17 protein-coding genes are annotated in these 18,275 nt (G+C 62.3%); 3 read left to right on the forward strand and 14 right to left on the reverse strand.

What is annotated here, in order from left to right; translation table 11 throughout:
- Nucleotides 1–45: 45 nt before the first annotated feature.
- From NHF53_RS14560 to NHF53_RS14605, 10 genes are all read right to left on the reverse strand, one after another.
- The gene (locus NHF53_RS14560) at nt 46–1,638 is read right to left on the reverse strand and encodes a GMC family oxidoreductase (protein WP_252834770.1); all 1,593 of its coding nucleotides are present in this window, start codon (nt 1,636–1,638) and stop codon (nt 46–48) included.
- 58 nt (nt 1,639–1,696) lie between these two features.
- Complete coding sequence (locus NHF53_RS14565; RefSeq protein ID WP_252834771.1) at nt 1,697–3,103, reverse strand: aldehyde dehydrogenase family protein; 1,407 nt, start codon at nt 3,101–3,103, stop codon at nt 1,697–1,699.
- A 114-nt stretch (nt 3,104–3,217) separates the two neighbouring features.
- Nucleotides 3,218–4,174 carry a helix-turn-helix domain-containing protein gene (locus NHF53_RS14570; protein WP_252834772.1) on the reverse strand — a complete coding sequence of 319 codons (957 nt, stop codon included), beginning with the start codon at nt 4,172–4,174 and terminating at the stop codon, nt 3,218–3,220.
- A gap of 91 nt (nt 4,175–4,265) precedes the next feature.
- On the reverse strand, nt 4,266–5,072 hold the full coding sequence (gene hpaI / locus NHF53_RS14575) for a 4-hydroxy-2-oxoheptanedioate aldolase (protein WP_252834773.1): 807 nt from the start codon (nt 5,070–5,072) through the stop codon (nt 4,266–4,268).
- A 55-nt stretch (nt 5,073–5,127) separates the two neighbouring features.
- On the reverse strand, nt 5,128–5,931 hold the full coding sequence (gene hpaH, locus NHF53_RS14580; RefSeq protein ID WP_252834774.1) for a 2-oxo-hept-4-ene-1,7-dioate hydratase: 804 nt from the start codon (nt 5,929–5,931) through the stop codon (nt 5,128–5,130).
- 1 nt (nt 5,932) lies between these two features.
- The gene (locus NHF53_RS14585) at nt 5,933–6,805 is read right to left on the reverse strand and encodes a fumarylacetoacetate hydrolase family protein (RefSeq protein WP_252834775.1); all 873 of its coding nucleotides are present in this window, start codon (nt 6,803–6,805) and stop codon (nt 5,933–5,935) included.
- Nucleotides 6,806–6,816: 11 nt separating this feature from the next.
- Nucleotides 6,817–8,271, reverse strand: coding sequence for an NADP-dependent succinate-semialdehyde dehydrogenase (gene gabD, locus NHF53_RS14590; protein WP_252834776.1), 1,455 nt, complete (start codon nt 8,269–8,271; stop codon nt 6,817–6,819).
- 63 nt (nt 8,272–8,334) lie between these two features.
- Nucleotides 8,335–9,315, reverse strand: a complete 981-nt coding sequence (gene hpaD, locus NHF53_RS14595) for a 3,4-dihydroxyphenylacetate 2,3-dioxygenase (RefSeq protein ID WP_252834777.1) — start codon at nt 9,313–9,315, stop codon at nt 8,335–8,337.
- A gap of 57 nt (nt 9,316–9,372) precedes the next feature.
- Nucleotides 9,373–10,887: a 5-carboxymethyl-2-hydroxymuconate semialdehyde dehydrogenase gene (gene hpaE, locus NHF53_RS14600; protein ID WP_252834778.1), complete on the reverse strand. Its 1,515-nt coding sequence runs from the start codon at nt 10,885–10,887 to the stop codon at nt 9,373–9,375.
- 60 nt (nt 10,888–10,947) lie between these two features.
- Nucleotides 10,948–11,340 (reverse strand): 5-carboxymethyl-2-hydroxymuconate Delta-isomerase, encoded by a 393-nt coding sequence (locus tag NHF53_RS14605; RefSeq protein WP_252834779.1) that lies wholly within the window; start codon nt 11,338–11,340, stop codon nt 10,948–10,950.
- A gap of 116 nt (nt 11,341–11,456) precedes the next feature.
- Here NHF53_RS14605 and hpaR point away from each other — a divergent pair, with 116 nt between their 5' ends.
- Nucleotides 11,457–11,936, forward strand: a complete 480-nt coding sequence (gene hpaR / locus NHF53_RS14610) for a homoprotocatechuate degradation operon regulator HpaR (protein ID WP_252834780.1) — start codon at nt 11,457–11,459, stop codon at nt 11,934–11,936.
- Between the two features lie 129 nt (nt 11,937–12,065).
- Here hpaR and NHF53_RS14615 read toward each other — a convergent pair whose 3' ends face one another.
- The 4 genes from NHF53_RS14615 to NHF53_RS14630 form a co-directional block, all read right to left on the reverse strand.
- Nucleotides 12,066–13,418 carry an aspartate aminotransferase family protein gene (locus tag NHF53_RS14615; protein WP_252834781.1) on the reverse strand — a complete coding sequence of 451 codons (1,353 nt, stop codon included), beginning with the start codon at nt 13,416–13,418 and terminating at the stop codon, nt 12,066–12,068.
- A 4-nt stretch (nt 13,419–13,422) separates the two neighbouring features.
- A complete protein-coding gene (locus tag NHF53_RS14620; RefSeq protein WP_252834985.1) occupies nt 13,423–14,073 on the reverse strand; it encodes an HAD-IA family hydrolase in 651 nt (216 codons plus the stop codon).
- Entirely contained in the window at nt 14,070–15,551 is a 1,482-nt protein-coding gene (locus NHF53_RS14625) for an aldehyde dehydrogenase family protein (RefSeq protein ID WP_252834782.1), read from the reverse strand. Before NHF53_RS14625 ends, NHF53_RS14620 begins: the two co-directional genes overlap by 4 nt.
- Nucleotides 15,552–15,691: 140 nt before the next feature.
- Complete coding sequence (locus NHF53_RS14630) at nt 15,692–16,489, reverse strand: IclR family transcriptional regulator (protein WP_252834783.1); 798 nt, start codon at nt 16,487–16,489, stop codon at nt 15,692–15,694.
- Between the two features lie 120 nt (nt 16,490–16,609).
- Between NHF53_RS14630 and NHF53_RS14635 the strand changes: the two genes are divergently transcribed.
- Entirely contained in the window at nt 16,610–17,542 is a 933-nt protein-coding gene (locus NHF53_RS14635) for a tripartite tricarboxylate transporter substrate binding protein (RefSeq protein WP_252834784.1), read from the forward strand.
- Between the two features lie 113 nt (nt 17,543–17,655).
- On the forward strand, nt 17,656–18,270 hold the full coding sequence (locus NHF53_RS14640; protein WP_252834785.1) for a tripartite tricarboxylate transporter TctB family protein: 615 nt from the start codon (nt 17,656–17,658) through the stop codon (nt 18,268–18,270).
- Nucleotides 18,271–18,275 lie beyond the last annotated feature (5 nt).

The following is an 18,275-nucleotide window of genomic DNA, read 5'->3' on the forward strand; positions in this document are numbered from 1 at the left end:
CCCGGCTTCGTGGCCAAAAGGCCGTTTTTTGATCGCGCGGTCTCCTCAGGCCGCGCGATCCCTCCCCAAGATGAAGCGGCTGGCGCGCTCCCCGATCATGATCGTCGGTGCATTGGTGTTGCCCGAGACGAGCGTCGGCATGATCGAGGCGTCCGCCACCCGCAGCCGGTCGACGCCGAAGACCTTGAGTTCCTCGTCGACAACGGCCATCCGATCCTCCGGAACGCCCATCTTGGCCGTTCCGGAGGGATGGAATACGGTTTTCGAGATGCCTCGGATGTAATCGCGCAAGGCCTCCGGATCTTTCTCTATGCCGGGCGTCGGCAAGACGCGACGCTTGATGATCTTCGCCAGGGACGGCGCCTCGGTAATCTTGATCGCCAGCTCGACGCCGCGGACCAGCGTCTCCAGATCCGCCGGATTGGCAAAGGAATTGGCGTGGAAGAGCGCGGGATCCTCGGGATTGGACGACCGGAGCTTGACCGTGCCGCGCGATTGCGGCCGCAGGAAGCACGGGCCGATCGAGATGCCGTGTCCCGGCTCGGCCAGACGCTCTCCGAAGCCGATGAAGCTCGGCAGCACATGGAACTGGATGTCGGGCTGGCCGAGGCCTGCCGTATCGACGAAGCCGCCGGATTCGACGACAGTCGAGGTCAGCAGACCCGTTTTCATCAGCATGTATTGCAGCATGTGGCTGGCGGCGGCGAGGCCCTTGTCCTGCCCGAACAGGGACATGATGTTGACTTCGGCCTGAACCGTTGCCTCGAGATGGTCCTGATAGTTCTCCCCGACGCCCGGCAGATCGGCCACGACATCGATGCCGTGCGAACGCAGGTGCTCGGCTGCACCAATACCGGACAATTGCAGGATCTTGGGCGTGGCGATCGCGCCTGCCGTCAGGATGACCTCGCCGCGCGCCTTCACCCTTTCGCCGGACGAGAGTTGCACGCCGACCGCGGTCCGCCCCTCGAACAGGACCTTTTCGACCTTGACCCCGGCCATGATCTCGAGATTGGCGCGCCCCTCGGCGTCGCGCAGAAATGCCTGTGCGGCGCTCCAGCGGCGACCATTGTTCGTCGTCGTCTGATAAAATCCGACGCCTTCCTGCTCGGCGCCGTTGAAGTCTTCGTTATACTTGATCCCGACCTCCTGGGCGGCACGGATGAAGGCCCAGGACAGGGGATGGCCGTAGCGGCGGTCGGACACCTTCAACTGACCGTCCGCGCCGTGAAACTCTCCGGAGAGCCGCTGGTTGCCTTCGATGTCACGGAAGACGGGAAGCACCTTGTCGTAGGACCAGGACCGGCATCCCATCTGCGCCCAGGTCTCGTAGTCCTGGCGCTGGCCGCGGATATAGATCATCGCGTTGATCGAACTCCCCCCGCCGAGCACATTGCCCTGCGGAACGACGTTCGGCTTGCCCTTGATGCCGGGATCCGGTTCGGACATGTAGAAATGCACGTCCCGGCCCTTCTCGATCACCTTGAAGAAGGTGGCGGGGATATGAATGAACTTGTCGGTGTCCTTCTGTCCACTCTCGATCAGCAGGACCTTGTTGGATGGATTTTCCGAAAGACGTGCGGCCACCACGGAACCCGAGGACCCGCCACCGACGACGATATAATCAAACTCACGCATTTGAGCCTCCCGCACGGTGTCACAACAGCCGCGCCTTGAAAAAAGCCTGACGAACGGTTCAGCAGAAAACGGTCTGGATGGTGGTGAATTCCTTCAGCCCATCGACGCCGAACTCGACGCCGATCCCGGACTGCTTCACGCCTCCAAAGGGCGCATTGGGCTGGATCGCACCGTGCTTGTTGATCCAGACCGAACCGCATTCGAGCCGCGCCGCGACCTGCCTGGCCTTGGTGACATCCCCCGACCAGACCGAGCCGCCGAGACCGCTCGGATTGTCGTTGGCCTTGGCGATCGCTTCTTCTATGTCATGGTAGCGGATGATCGGCAGGGCCGGTCCGAACTGCTCCAGGTCGACGAGCTTCGCACCATGATCGACATCGGCGACCAGGGTGACGGGATAGAAGTAACCCGGTCCGCCCTGCGGTGCGCCACCCGTCAAAACCCGACCGCCCTTGGCGACCGCATCCTCGACGAAGTCAGAGACGATTCCGAACTGGGCCGAATTCTGAAGCGGCCCGAGAACCACGTCCTCCGCCAGGCCGTCGCCCACCTTGATGGCGGACGCATAGCCGGCGAGTGCCTCACATACGGCATCGTAGATGCTGTCATGCACGTAAAGGCGCTTCAGGCAGGCGCAGGTCTGGCCGCTGTTGATGAAGGCGCCCCAGAACAAGCCTTCGGCGATCGCTTTCGGATCGGCATCGGGAAGAACGATGCCGGCATCGTTGCCGCCCAGCTCGAGCGTCAGCCGCTTCAGCGTATCGGCGGCGGATGCCATCACGCTGCGCCCCGTGGCGGTCGATCCGGTGAAGGTGATCTTGGCGACATCCGGATGGGACGTGAGCGCTGCGCCCAGATCGTTGTCGTCGGCGATGACGTTGACCACGCCGGCCGGCAGCACCTCGTTCATCAGTTCCACGAGACGGATGGTCGTCAGCGGCGTGTTGGGCGACGGCTTGATGACCACCGTATTGCCGGTGCGGATGGCCGGGATGATATGCCAGCAGGCGATCATGACCGGCCAGTTCCACGGCGTGATGGCGGCAACGACGCCGATCGGCTTGCGATGCAGTTCCACCCGGCCTTCCGGTCCGTCCTGCACAACCTCGACCGGCAGATCGAGGGAAGCCGTATGGCGGGTCCAGGCAACAGCACCGCCGATCTCGAAGCGTGAACCGAGGCCGTTGAGCGGCTTGCCCTGCTCCAGCGTCAGAAGCCGCGCCAGTTCCTCGGCATTCGCCTCGATCGTCTCCGCCACGCGGGCGCAGAGCGCGGCACGGTCGGAGGAAGAACGGGCGGCCCAAGCCGGAAAGGCGGCCTTGGCGGCGGATACGGCAGCGTTCAGATCGTCGATGGTGGCCAGCGGGGACATTCCGACGACCTCGCCGGAAGAGGGATTTGTGACCTCTCTATGGCGCGCGGTCGGGGCCGCCTTGCCGCCGATGACAAGTTTGAATTTCTGCATGATACATCCTCCCATGCACTGCGATGGAAGGAGACTAGCCAATGCCCGTCGGTAATTCTTGGATCACGGCGCGGCCTGAATTGGACAAAAGCGCGGCAGGCGCCTCATGCCAAATCAGGCCATCACGACGTCCTTGGGCGAGCAGTCGAACAGCTTGCGGAAGCTGCGATTGAAGTAGGAAATATCGTTGAAACCGACCGAATAGGCGACGTCGGCAATAGCGCCCGGATGATGCGCGCCACGCAGTCTTTCGAGCCTCGCCCGAGCCAGGCGCAGCCGCTTGAGCTTGATCATGCCGGTCACCGTCATGCCCTGGGAGCTCAGATCCTCCTGAAGGGTCCGCAGCGAAACGCCGACACGGCTGGCGAGCCATTGCGGCGTCAGGTAGTCCTCGGTCAGGTTCTCGTCGATCAGCACCTGGACGACCTCGAGCCGTCCCGTGCCGCTGTCGCCACGGACGAAGAGCTCTTCACCCGGATCGAATGAGAAAGCCTGTCGCGTCGTGTTGAACAGCAATTCCCTGAGATGCGGCGCCCGGTTGTCGTCGCTTGAGGTACTCATCATCTTGGCCACGAGTGCGCCGAGCATGATCGACATCGGATCATCCGCCTTGATCTTGCGTGTCACCGAGATACGGACCGCCCGATCCGACAGCAGCATCTGCCTGGGCAGATGCACGGACAGGTGATTGGAAAACGAGCCACCGAAATAGAAGATCGACGGCCTCGTGGAATCGACGAGGATGCACTCGCCCGGATGGAGCTGTTCCTGACGGCCCGACTGCTCGACCCCGCAGGAGCCTTCCAGCTGCAGCAGCAGGAACAGGTTGTCGCCCTGGTCAGCCCGGATGTCGTCGGGATCACGGCGGATGTAATCGAGGTCGTTCGAAACCTGCGCCAGTTCCACTCCGGCGGCGTGAGACAGGGCAGCACCGCCGCGCACGACGTTTGATCCGTCGTATCGGGTGGGATTGAAATGGCCGCAGATGGATTTCAGATCCGACGTCCAGGCGTCGAACTCACGCGTCATCCATTGCGTCGGAACGCAACGTCCCAAGCTCCCCAAGTGCATGTCCGCCTCCTCCCAAAGTCGGTCACCTAGTTATTGAGCATGTTAACAAATCTGATGTTTGTCAAACTCCAGGTGCAGATCCCTTCGCCGTTCAGTAGACCTTCACGCCCGCCGTCGGCTGCGTCGGCTTTGCATCGTTGAAATCCTTGAGCAATCGCGCTGCGGCATTGCTGAGCAATCCCACATCATTGCCGATCCCCACGAACGTGGCTCCGAGCTCAGCATAGCGTTTCGCCAGCCCGAGATCGCCGATCAGGATCCCGGCGGCCTTGCCGGAGGCGAGGATCCGACCAATGGATCGCTCCACCACTTCCTGGACTTCGGGAGCGCCCGGCCGCCCGAGATATCCCATGTCCGCTGCCAGATCGGAGGGGCCGATGAACACGCCATCGACACCACCGACGGCGCAGATCGCGTCGAGATTATCGATCGCGACGCGGCTTTCCACCTGCACCAGCAGGCAGATCTCGTCGTTCGCCGTCTGCAGATAGTCGCCGATACGGTTGAAATCCGAGGCACGCGCCAACGCTGCGCCGACACCGCGAACGCCCTGCGGCGGGTAACGCACGGCCTTGACCATCTCGGCCGCAAGCGCCGCATCGTGCACCATGGGCACGAGGATGGTCTGGGCGCCGATGTCCAGCATCTGCTTGATCACCCAGGTCTCACCGATGGGAGGGCGGATGATCGCATGCGACGGCGAACCGCGCATGGCGCGCAACTGCTCGGCCAGCCGCGGCACGTCGCTCGGCCCGTGCTCGGCATCCAGCAACAGCCAGTCGTAGCCGGCACCGGCGCAGATTTCGACCGTGTTCGGGCTTCCAAGAGCCTGCCACAGGCCGATCTGCAAACGGCCCTCTTTCAAACCACGCTTGAAGCTGTTGACAGGTGCGGGCATCACGGCCTCCGTTCACTTCTATGCCAGACGGCCAGCTTGGTCCGCCTCTGCTCACTCATTCGAAAAACAGGCTGACGGTTCCATAGGGACCGAAGTCGCCGACGATCGTGTCTCCGTGGCGGGCCTCGACGGGACGGATGAACGAGCCGGCGAGCACGATCTGACCCGCTTCGATGCCGTCGCCATACTGGGCCAGCCGGTTGGCGAGCCAGGCAACACCCCGTGCCGGCTGGTTCAGCACACCGGCACCCAGCCCCGTCTCCTCGACTTCCGCATTCCGGCTGACGATGGCGCCCATCCAACGCATGTCCAAGGCATCCGGTCTGACCGCGCGGCCGCCGGTGACGATCGCCGCATTGGCGGCATTGTCAGAAATCGTGTCGAACACCGTCCGCGCCTTTTTCGTCTCCGGATCCACCCGCAGAATGCGGGTATCGAGGATCTCCAGGGCCGGCGTGATGTAATCCGTGGCATTCAGCACGTCGAAGACGGTAACGCCCGGCCCTTTCAGCGGCGCCTTCATGACAAAGGCGATCTCGGCCTCGATGCGCGGCTGGATGAAGCGATCCTTCGGAACGGTGGCGCCATCCTCGAAGACCATGTCATCGAAGAGAACACCGGAGTCCGGGATGTTGATGTTGAGCGCATATTGCATGGCCTTGGAGGTCAGGCCGATCTTCCAGCCGATGACCTTGCGCCCTGCGGCGACCTTCCGCTTCACCCAGGACGCCTGGATGGCATAGGCGTCATCCATGTCGATGCCCGGATGGGCGAGCGACATCAGACCAGTCTGAACTCTCGTGCGCTCTGCCTCGTCGAGCCTGGCGGCGGCGGCTTCGATCTCTTCTTTCGTCAGCATGTCAGGCCTCGTCAGCGATCGTGTTTCGAAGAATCCCAAGTCCATCCGCCTCGACTTCGACGACATCGCCCGGCTTCAGCCAGATCGGCGGATCGAAGCGGGCGCCGGCACCGGTCGGCGTGCCGCAGACGATCACGTCGCCCGGAACGAGTGTGGTGAAGGTCGAGATGTAGTTGATGATCTTGCGGAAGGAAAAGATCATCCGGCTGGTGCGGTCGCTCTGGCGAACCTCGCCATTGACTCGGGTTTCGAGCTTGATGTCAGCGATCTGGCTCTCGTCCACGAACGGAACGAGCCAGGGGCCGATCGATCCGGTCCGGTCGAAATTCTTGCCCTGGGTCACGTTGAATTTGGCGTGTCGTACCCAGTCGCGGATCGTACCCTCGTTGCAGAGCGTCAGCGCCGCGATGTGATCGAGGGCATCCTTTTCCGCGATCCGTCGGCCACCCTTGCCGATGACGACGACAATCTCGCCCTCGTAATCGAGCTGCGGGCTTTCCGGTGGACGGATCAACGGCTGGTCATGGCCGGTAAAGGAGCGAGGAAAGCGGATGAACAGCGACGGATTGGCGGGGGCCGCCTGCCCGTCCTTATATTCCTCGTTGCGGTCCGGGAAATTGACGCCGACGCAGATCAGCTTCTCCGGCGCGGGGATCGGGATTTCGAACGAAACCTCTGTCAGCGCCATGTCCGCCTTGTCGTCCGCGTGCCGCTCTGCCAACGTTGCGAGCGCTCCGTCGGCAATAACCTCGCGCAATGTCGGATACTGCCCGGCATATCGCACGGAAAGATCGACGATGCCGCCCTCGACGAGAAGACCGAAGCCTTGCCGGCCGGTGGGCGTGCTGAAGCTCAGAAAACGGGGATGGGACATGGACGTGCTCCTCACTCGACGCCGCCGAGGCAAACATACTTGATTTCGGTGAATTCCTCGATGCCGTAACGCGATCCCTCGCGTCCGAGGCCCGAGAGCTTGACGCCGCCAAAGGGGGCTTCCGCTGTCGAGATCAGTCCCGTATTGACGCCGACCATCCCATACTCCAGGGCCTCGGCGACACGAAAGACGCGCGCGAGATCCTTGGCGTAGAAATAGGAGGCGAGCCCAAATTCGGTGTCGTTGGCCTGCGCGATCACATCCGCCTCATCGGCAAAACGGAAGAGCGGCGCGACCGGACCAAAGGTTTCCTCGCGGGCGACGGCCATGGCCTTGGTGACATCGGCAACTACCGTCGCCTCGAAAAAGGTGCCGCCGAGGCTATGGCGCTTGCCGCCCTGGATGACGCGGCCACCCTTGGCCACCGCATCCTGGACATGTTCCTCGACCTTTTGGAGTGCGTTTTCGTCGATCAACGGGCCAAGAATGACGCCTTCGTCGAAGCCGTTACCAGTCTTGAGCTTGCCGACGGCCGTTGCCAGCTTCTCCGCGAAGGCCTCGTAGACGCCATCCTGTACATAGATGCGGTTGGCGCACACACAGGTCTGGCCGTTGTTGCGGAATTTCGCGATCAGCGCGCCCTCGACCGCCGCATCGAGATCCGCGTCGTCGAAGACGATGAAGGGCGCGTTGCCGCCGAGTTCCAGCCCCAGTTTCTTGATGGTCGGCGCCGACTGCCTGTAGAGTTCCGCTCCCACTTCGGTGGAGCCGGTAAAGGTCAGCTTACGCACGACCGGGCTCGAGGTCAGTTCCGCACCGATCACGCGGGCCGAGCCGGTCAGTACGCTGAACAGGCCTTTCGGCACACCGGCGCGCTCGGCGAGGATGGCGAGCGCGATGGCCGAGAACGGTGTCTGCGAGGCCGGTTTCAGAACCATGGCGCAACCGGCGGCGAAGGCCGGACCCGCCTTGCGGGTAATCATCGCGTTCGGGAAATTCCACGGCGTGATCGCAGCGACCACACCGACCGGCTGCTTCATGATCAGGATGCGCTTGTCCCTCTGATGACCCGGGACGATATCGCCGTAGACCCGTCTCGCCTCTTCGGCGAACCATTCGATGAAGGAGGCGCCATAGGCGATTTCCCCCTTGGCCTCGGCGAGCGGTTTGCCCTGCTCGAGGGTCAGGATTCGTCCGAGATCGTCCTGGCTGGCCATGACCAGCTCGTACCAGCGGCGCAGGATGACGCTTCGTTCCTTGGCAGTCCGGCCGGCCCATTCGACCTGCGCCACTCTGGCGGCCTCGATCGCGGCACGGGTTTCTGTCGCTCCGAGGTTAGGCACGCGCCCGATGATCTCACCGGTTGCGGGATTGTCCACCGCGATGGAATTGGCCGGATCGGCCTCGATCCAGGCACCCCCGACGAGGGCGGCCTGGCGGAAGAGTGTCGGGTCCTTGAGCTGCATGAACTGGCCTTGCTGAGAGGATCGATCGGGCAGCACGTGTGCCGTGCTGCCCGCAGGATGAGGTCAAGGCGCGATGATCGGCTGCGCCTTCAGGTCGGACTCACGGACAGCAGCTCCTGCAAACAGGCTCCCGTGCTCGAACCACGAACGCGGCGCCGGCGCCCCCCACAGCGTCTGGCGCTGCGGATCCTTCAGGTCCCACTTGATCGGCTCCAGATCGGGATCGACGGTCTGGTAATCCGAGCAATAGATCTCGATGCGATGGCCGTCCGGATCGAGGATGTAGAGGAAGAAGGCGTTCGAGATGCCGTGACGACCCGGACCGCGCTCGATATTGGCGACCCAGCCGGTGGTCGACATCAGGTCGAGCAGGTCGATAATGTTGAGCGGCGTCGGCACCCAGAAGGCCGTATGATGCAGACGGGGACCCTTGCCGTTGGTGAAGGCGATGTCGTGCACGCCCCCCTTGCGGTGGGTCCAGGCGGCCCAGAGACGGCCCGTCTCTTCATCGGCGGTGTATTCGGTGACCCGGAAACCGATCTCGTTGTAGAAGGCGACGCTTTCATCGACATTCGGCGAGAAGCAGTTGAAGTGGTCAATGCGCAGCGGCTTGACGCCGCGATAGAGCGCGTATTTCTGATGGATCGGCGGCAGGCGGTCCATCTTTGCGTAGAATTCCAGCGGCGTGCCGTGCGGGTCGCGGGTGCGGAAGGTCCGCGCCTGGTAGGGCCGCTCGACCCATTCGACACCGAGCCCCTTGCCGTCGAAGAAGCGTGCCGCCTTTTCCAGTTCGGCTTCGTCATAGACCTTGAAGCCGAGATCCCGCGCTTCGGCCTTGTCGGACTTGCGCAGAACGATGCAGTGGTGGCCACGCTCCTCCATCGCACGCAGATAGATCGCATCCGACGTCTCGTCGGTCACCTGCAGGCCGAGCGTGTCAACGTAGAAGGCGCGCGAACGGGCAAGATCGGTCACGCCGAATTCCACGTGGCTGAGCCGCACGATGTTGAAGGGCGGGTACAGATTGGGTTCCGGTAGTGCCATGATGTCCTCCTCCGGCCTGCGGTTGGCGCCGCAGGCGTCGATCGTGTCGTGTGAAATTCAGCCGCCGAGCTTCTGAATGGCGTGCGGCTTCGTGGCGAATGCGATGTTCTTGGTTTCCATGTAGAAATCGAAGGACCAGTCACCGCCGTCGCGGCCGATTCCGGAATTCTTCACGCCGCCGAACGGCGTCGGCAGGTGCCGGACGTTTTCCGAATTCACCCAGATCATCCCGGCCTCGAGATGGTCGGTGAAGCGGAAGGCCCGCGTGACGTCCGATGTCCAGAGATAACCGGTCAGGCCGTACTGGACGTCGTTGGCGAGCGACAGGGCCTCGTCCTCGTCGCGGAACGGGATCGCGGTCAGCACCGGGCCGAAGATTTCCTCCTGTGCTATGCGCATCTGGTTGTTCGCTCCGGTAAACAGCGTCGGCGAGACATAGCAGCCGCCGCCGGGACCTTCGAACTTCGCGCCGCCGGCCGCGACCTTGGCCCCTTCCGACTTGCCGATCTCGATGTATTCCAGCACCTTCTTCTCGTGCACAGGATGGATCAGCGGCCCGATGACCGTCTGCGGATCGAGCGGATGGCCGACCTTGATCCGCTTGGCCTTCTCCGCGACCATGGCGGTGAACTGGTCGTAGATCTTCTCCTCGACCAGCAGTCGCGACGAGGATGTGCAGCGTTCGCCGTTCAGCGAATAGATCATGAAGACGGCCGCATCGGCAGCGCGTTCCAGGTCGGCGTCGGCAAAGACCACGACCGGGTTCTTGCCGCCGAGCTCGAAATGCACCCGCTTCAGCGTGTCGGCACCCTGCTTCATGATCATCGAGCCGGTGCGGCTCTCACCGACGAAACCGATCGCCTTGATCAGCGGATGCTCCGTCAGCGCCTTGCCGGCATCCTCGCCGAAGCCGTTGACCAGGTTCCAGACACCCTTGGGCAGACCCGCCTCTTCGGCGATTTCCACGAGCAGGCGCGCCGTCAACGGGGAAAATTCAGCGGGCTTGTGGACGATCGTGCAGCCAGCTGCCAGCGCCGGCGCGATTTTCCAGGTCGACAGCATGAACGGGGTGTTCCAGGGGGTGATGACACCCACCGGGCCGATCGGCACGCGGGTGGTCAGGTTCACCTGCCCCGGCGCCCGCAACGACTTGCCGTCCCGCGCTTCCGGCGCCCGGTCCGCGAAGAAGCGGAAGTTCTCCGCACCACGCAGCGCCGCTTTGCCCATGAACTTCAGCGATTGTCCGGTGTCCATGCATTCGACGAAGGCGATCTCTTCCGCCCGCGCCTCGATTGCGTCGGCGATCTTGTGCATCAGTTTCCTGCGGGCATCGCCCGGCATCGCGGCCCATTCGGCGAAGGCGGCCTTCGCCGCCTTGGCCGCGAGATCGATGTCCGCGGCCTTGCCGCGCGCAACCTTGGCCAAGACACCGAGATCCACCGGCGAAATGGTCTCGAAGGTCGAGCCGTCGAGAGCGTCGAGATCCTCTCCGCCGATGCGGTTTTTCACGCCGCCCTCGAACTTTTTCAGATAGGCCTTGGCCTTGCTCAGATTGTCTTCAAACGATGCCATGCATCCGTCTCCCTGGACTTGCTGTGCGTCGAGCCGACGCCTTATGTCTTTTGTCAGTTGTCAAATGGTCTTCTGTCGAAGCCGCGGATGAATGGCGTTCTTCTTCCAGCTCAAATCCGCGTCGATCTCACGGATTTCGAGCGACAGCATGAAATGCGGCGTCTCGAAGCGCTCGGCCAAAAAATCGCCGACTGCGGCGAAAATGGCATCGCCCGCGCGCTTGCGATCCGCTTCGCTGCGCCCCTTGCCGATGCGCAACGACATGTCGATGAAGCTGTTTTCCTCGAGCAGATCGGCCACCGCATAGACGTCAGTGCGAAAGCCGCGCACGCGGATCGCCCCGAGCTCGAAGAGGCCCGTTTCCATCATCGTCTGATGGATGAGCTTCGCCAAAGCCTTCAAGTCGACCAAACCCTCGAGATTGGCCGAGTAGTCGAATGTGAAATGCGGCAATGGCTCCTCCGTTGTTTCTATTTAACAGGTTAAGTGTTTTGACGGATCTGTCAAGGAGGGAACGGCGACAGCAAGGAATGTTTGCAAATGGCCTCGAACTTGCTCATAGAGGACGCATGACCATTGCCGAGAATAAGAGACCCGAACTGGAGCAGGACGCGCTGCTGCCGCGCAATGTGAAACGTTCGCTGCCGATTGCATTGCTTCGTGCGCGCGAAGCGGTCATGACGCATTTTCGACCAATGCTGGCGGCGCATGACCTCACGGAACAACAGTGGCGCGTGATCCGCTTTCTCGCAGAAAACGGTGTAGTAGATGCCACCAAAGTGGCCGAACGCACTTTCATCCTTGGCCCTTCATTGACGCGGATGATCAAGACGCTCGAAAGTCACGGCCTGATTAAGAAGGCCCGCGACGAGGCCGATGGTCGGCGCGTGCTGTTGCAGATCACTCCGGCGGGCCTCCGCGTCATTGAGGAAGTCACGCCCGAAAGTCGTCTCATCTATGCGGATCTCGAACGCAAGTTCGGCGAAGAGAAGATGGACCTCCTGCTCCATCTTCTGAGTGAGCTCGCCGATACGACGAATCCTGATTAAGGGCCAATCTCACCCCAGCGCTCCGATTGAGCCCGATTCTGCGCGAGCATCCACCGACCGACACTTGCGGGTCTATGCTCCGCCTCGGACAGGCATCCGTTTTCCAACCGGCAATTGCCAGGACACAAGTCAGAGCGCTGCGAGACCCGCATCCAAAGCCGACAGGATCTTTGCGACATCGGTCGCAGTGATGATCAGCGGCGGAGACAGAATGATGTTGTTGCCGGAAACGCGCACCATGACGCCGGCCTCGTAAGCGACCCGATGCACCTTGCCGATGCTCTTCTTGTCGATCGGCGTCTTGGTGCCGCGATCGGACACGAGTTCTAGCGCACACATCAGGCCTTGCCCGCCGCGCACGTCGCCAACGGCGCCGTGTTTTGTCATGAGAGCCTGCAGGCCGGCAAAAAGCTCGTCCCCGCGCGCCGCGGCATTTGTCGCGACCTGCAGCCGTTCCGTTTCCTTCAGGCAGGCAATGGCCGCCGCCGCACCGACCGGGTGGCCAGAATAGGTGTAACCCGATCCGATGGCACCCTTGCCGGACGTATCCTTCTCGAACACCTCGGCCACTGCATCCGACACCATGACCGCCCCGAAGGGAAAGTAGCCGTTGGTGATGGCCTTGGCCGAGCAAAGCAGGTCGGGCTTCACGCCCCAATGGCGGGAACCGGACCAGCTTCCGGTGCGCCCGAAAGCCGTGATCACCTCGTCCGCGATCAACAGGATGCCGTATTTCGAGCAGATCGCCCGCAGGCCCGGCATGAAGCTCTTGTGCGGCGGGATGACACCTCCGGCACCCAACACCGGCTCCATGATGAAGGCGGCGATCGTCGAGGGATCCTGGAATTTGATCTCGTCCTCGACCGCTGCGAGGCAAAGCTGCGCAAGCCGCTCGGGGTCTGATTCATTGAACGGGTTTCGATAGGTATACGGCGCCGGCGTGTGGAAACAGCCGGGCATCAGCGGCTCGTACTGCGTCCGGAAATTCGAGTTCCCGTTCACCGATGCACCGAGAGTATGGGTGCCGTGGTAGCCCTTCTTCAGGCTGAGGAACTTGACGCGCCCGGCCTCGCCACGGATCTTGTGATACTGACGCGCAAGCCGCAGCGCGATCTCGACGCTGTCCGATCCGCCCGACGTGAAGAACGCCCGCGACAGACCGTCCGGCGCGAAGAATTCCGCCAGCATCTCGGAAAGCTCGATGACATTGTCATTCGTCGTGCCGCGAAAGATCGAGTAGTATGGAAGCCGATCGAGCTGCGCGGCGATCGCCTTTTTCACCGGCTCGCAGGAATAGCCGAGATTGACGTTCCATAGCCCGCCAACGGCATCGAGCAATCGGTGGCCGTCGACATCGACGATTTCGACGCCCTCCCCCTCGACGATGATATCGGGCGGGCTGGCGAGGCTCTCGGCCGGGTGCGCCATCGGATGCCACAGGCGCTTGGCGTTGTTTTCCTTGAGGTAATTGGAGGTCTTCATTCGCTTAGTTTCCCTGTGCGAGCATGTCGAGCGCAAGCGCATAGCTCTCGCCCGGACGCGTGACATCGAAATGGACATACGGCATGCCGACCGCGACGGCGCCGTTTAAGTTCTTGGCCTGGTCATCGACGAAGACACAGTCTTTCGCCTCGATCGCCAATCCGTCAGTCACAAACCGGAAGGCTCGGGGATCGGGTTTCAGTATCCCTGTATAGGTCGCGTCCACGATCAGATCGAAATCCGCTAGAAAGGGCAGTCTGGAGCGGAAATCCTTGCCATAGAAGAGATCAAGCTCGTTCGACAGGATCGCGAGCTTGTAGCCGGACGCCTTGGCCCGTGTGATCGCGTCGAGCGCTTCCGGACGGATGACAGCTTCCGGCTCGGCTCCGCGCAGGCGGCCGACGAACTCCGGAAATTCCGTCCACGCTTCGCCGATGAGGGCGCCGGTCTCGCGCATTCTCAAGGCCCAGTAGTCGCGCTCCGTCATCTCTCCGGCTTGCATCGCGCGCCAGGCATCGTCGCCGTCTGGGTCGAAGGGCCCCCGCCACGTCAGCGTTCCCGAAGGCAGCCCGAGCGCGGCCTCCGACAGTGAATGCGTTTCGAACAGTGTCTTGGAGATCACTCCGCCGAAATCGAGAACCAGTGCGCGCATCACAGCTTTATCCATGCCGTCTTGAGATCCAGGTACTTGTCGAAGGCATGGAGCGATTTGTCGTGTCCATTACCCGACTGCTTGACACCGCCCAACGGAATGGTGAGGTCGGAGCCGCCGTAAGTGTTGACGTGCACCAACCCGGCCCTGATCTTGCGCACCATCCGGTGGGCGCGCGACAGGTTGGATGTCCAGATCGCTGCCGCGAGGCCGTATTTGCTATCGTTGGCGAGAGCCACGGCCTCCGCCTCGGTGTCAAAGGCCGTCACAGCGAGGACGGGACCGAACACCTCTTCCTGGAAGACGCGGTCTTCTCTCGCCGCATCCGCGACGATGGCAGGTGACATGTAGAAACCGCCGGTTTCCTCCAGGATACGCTGGCCGCCGATGACCTTGCGCCCCTGGCCGCGCGCCTCCTCAACGAATTGCAGGTTCTGCCTCAGTTGCCGCTCGGAATTGACCGCACCGGATTGGGTTGCCGTATCGAGCGGATTGCCGACCCTGATCGATGCGGCATGGAAGGCCAGTTTTTCGACGAATTCCTCATGGATCCGGCGCTCGACGAGAAGGCGTGAACCGGCGATGCAAACCTGGCCCGAATTCCGGAAGATGCCGTGTGCCGACACCCTCGCGGCCTCGTCCAGATCGGGAGCGTCCGCGAACACGATGTTCGGCGACTTTCCGCCGAGTTCCAGATAGACCCGTTTGAGGTTCGACCGAGCCGCAGCTTCGAGCAGCCGTCGTCCGGTTGACCCGGAGCCAGTGAACACCAGGACATCGACGTCCATGGATTCCGCGATCCGAGCACCGACGACGGCCCCCTCGCCGGTCACCACGTTGAACACGCCGGCCGGCATGCCTGCCTCCAGGGCCAATTCGGCCAGCCGCACCAGACCGAGCGAAGCGGTTTCCGCCGGCTTGAGCACCATGGTACATCCTGCGGAGAGAGCCGGGCCGAACTTCCAGGCGCCGATCATCAGGGGAAAATTCCAGGGAACGACGGCGCCCACGACACCCGCAGGCTCGCGATGGACGAGCCCGAGGAAAGCGGGATCCGTCGGAGCGACCTCGCCGAACAGCTTGTCGACGGCTTCAGCGTAATAGCGAATCGTGGCAGCCGCCGACAGCGGCTCCGCCTTCAGCGCCATGCCGATTTCCGTGCCGTTTTCGCGCACGCCGAGAACAGCGAGTTCCAGGGCATTTGCTTCGATCAGGGCGGCCCAATTAAGCAGGATCTTCTTGCGCACCGCCGGAGCCAGGTCGGACCAGATGCCGCTGTCGAATGCCTGCCGGGCGGCGGCGATGGCGGCATCGGTATCCTCCCGCGTCCCGCGTGCCATCGTCGTGAGCACCGTCCCGTCGACCGGCGAGATCACGGACATGGCACCACCGTCCGAGGCGGAAACACGGCGTCCGTTAATCACGTGTTGGAAGGCTGCGAGCGGAACCGCGCGAAGCACGTCAATACGGTCTTGGTTCATGGTGGCCCCGATTTGCTTGGTTTGATATTTACACCATCGGTTTATATCATGCGCCGGAGAACGGAATCGGTCAACCCCGCTTGTGGCGGGGCCCAGTCGCATGGCGGAGCAAGTAGGGATGTCAGCGGAACGGGAAGAGTTCAGTGCTGAGCTTGGGCAAATCGGGAAGCCGCCGCCACGAATGCGGCCGGCGGGCGCCCGTCCGTCCCATGATTGACCTTTTCAGCCTCCCGGAACAGCGCGGCAATGGCTTGACGCCGAAGTTCGTTTGTCATCCGGTGAGCGGGCGTGGCAACCGCGAGCGCCCCCACGGGCGCGCCGTCGCGATCGAATACCGGAACGGCGATCCCGTAGACGTCGTCTTCGTTCGTCTGATCTGCCTCGGCGAAACCGGTGAGACGGATCTCTTGAAGGCGTACGTTCAACACGCTCGGATCCGTCAGTGTGCGGGATGTCTTAGCGATCAGCGTCTCACCGAGGATGCGCGCTACCACCTCCGGCTTGGAAAACGCCAGAATCACCAGTCCCGAGGCTGTGCTGTGCATCGGCAGGATTTCCCCGGCAACAAGCGAAACGCGACTGCCGCGATTGCTCTCGGAGACACCGATCGTCGCCAGCGCCCGCCCCGAGATCAGTGAGGCATGAGCAGTCTCCCCAATCTCCCCCGATATTGCGTCGAGCGAGTGCTGAAAGACCGAGGTCACTGGGAAGGCCGTCTCGCGCACACGTGCCAGCCGCAACACGCCCGCACCCAAGCGGTAAAGACGGGCACCGCCACGCTGTTCCACAAGGCCACGATCACACATGACCACGAGCATGCGGTGCACGGTTGCCTTGTCTATACCGGACCGGCGGGCGAGTTCGGACAGTCCGATTTCAGGCTCCGCTTCCGAGAAAAAATCCAACAGAGAGAGAGCTTTGGCTACCGTTGTCGACATGAAACCCATCACCGGACACAGATCCCGCACGCCAAATCGTTCAAAATTGATTGACGACAATAGAGCTGGGAGCTAATATTGAACTAGTGGTGACAATAATAAACCAAAGAGGGGTTGTCAATGCTTAAATCACGCTTGCTTATGGTCGGACTCGCTCTGCTTGCCTTCGCACCACCTGCGATGGCGGAATATCCCGAACGCCCGGTGACCTTTGTCGTGCCGTGGCCTCCAGGCGACCTGGAAGATCAGCTGACGCGCATCATCGCAGACGAATTCACCCAGGAAACCGGGGTACCGGCCAAGGTCGTCAACCGACCCGGCGGTGGCGCCGTGGAAGGCGCGACCTTCGTGTCCCAGGCCAACCCCGACGGCTATACGGTCGGATCTTTCGTGATCGATGTCCCGACGGTTCATGTGATCAAACAGATCGCCCCCTATGATCGGGCCAGTTTCGAGCCGGTCGGCATCTTCCTTACCTATCCCTTCGCTCTGGTCGGTCGCGCCGATGCGCCGTACAGCGACATGGCGAGCCTCGCGGCTTATGCCAAGGACAAGCCGGTCAAGCTCGGCCATTTCGGTTACGACGTTATTCCGACAATGGCGACTTTCGCCGCAGCCGACAAGCTGGGCTTCAAGTTTGCCGCCGACACGCCGGCCGATCTTCTCGACTGCGCCCTGCTGCAGTCGGGTGACGTTGACGTGATGGCGACGTCGATGGCGCTGGTCCTGCCCTGCCTCGACAGTGTCAAGGTCCTCGCCGCCTATACCGACAAGCCGCTTTCGCTCACTCCCGACGTCAAGCTTCTGTCCGAGCAGGTGCCGGGGCTGAAGATCACCTTGTGGAACGGTCTCTTCCTGCCGAAGGGCACGCCGCAGGAGATCGTCGACAAGCTGGCCGCGATTGCCGAGAAGGCCATGGCCTCGGAAAAGGCACAGGAAGTGTCGAAGAATACCGGAGCCGGGGTCTATTGGATCGGACCGACCGAGGCCAAGGCCCGGATCGATGCGGATTATACGGCAGCCGAAGCTCTGGTCGCCGACACCCAGAAATGACGTGACGTGGGGGGTGGCCCTAGCCGCCCCCTTTCCACGTGAGCCGAACTGCAGGCTCCTCCATTCCAGCCGATGTAAACCGATCTCGCGGCAAAAGCCGCAAAGGAGAAACCATGACCACCGAACAGGGGTCTGCCGGTTTCGAGCCGGTGCCGCATGGCGTACCGCTGCCCGACGATCCGGAGCATACCGAGTTCATTCATCCCGAGGCACAGGGCCTGATCGCATTGATCTTCACGCTCCTGGCCGTCGGTTTCCTCCTGCTTCTACCGATCGCGACGCGGTCGGCCCCCATGCAAAAGGGTTGGTGGGTCGAGCCCTCGACATGGCCGATCTTCACCCTGACCGCGACCATAATCGCTGCGCTGTTCCAGGTGGTATCCTGGCTGCGCTCCGGCAGGGCGGCCGGATTTTCGGGCGACTTCTGGAAAAGGTCCTTCTGGGCTTTCGGCGCGCTCGGCCCGGCGCTCTCCTATTCGGCCGTCTTTCTCGTCTATCTCTTTGCTGTCGGCTGGATCGGCTTTGCCCTTTCGTCCTTCATCTTTCTCCAGGTCGTGGTCTGGATGGCCGGACTGCGCGGCACGGCGTGGCGTCTGAAGGCCGCCTTATTCGTCGTCCTCGTCGTGATCGTGTTCCGCGTCGGGATGGACCTGTGGTTCCCGATGGCGCCGCTCTACGAGAACTTCTTTCCTGACTGGTTCGTCCGGTCGATTGCTATCTACCTCTGAGGATC

It is taken from the genome of Ciceribacter sp. RN22, assembly GCF_024054295.1.
GTDB lineage: Bacteria > Pseudomonadota > Alphaproteobacteria > Rhizobiales > Rhizobiaceae > Allorhizobium > Allorhizobium lividum.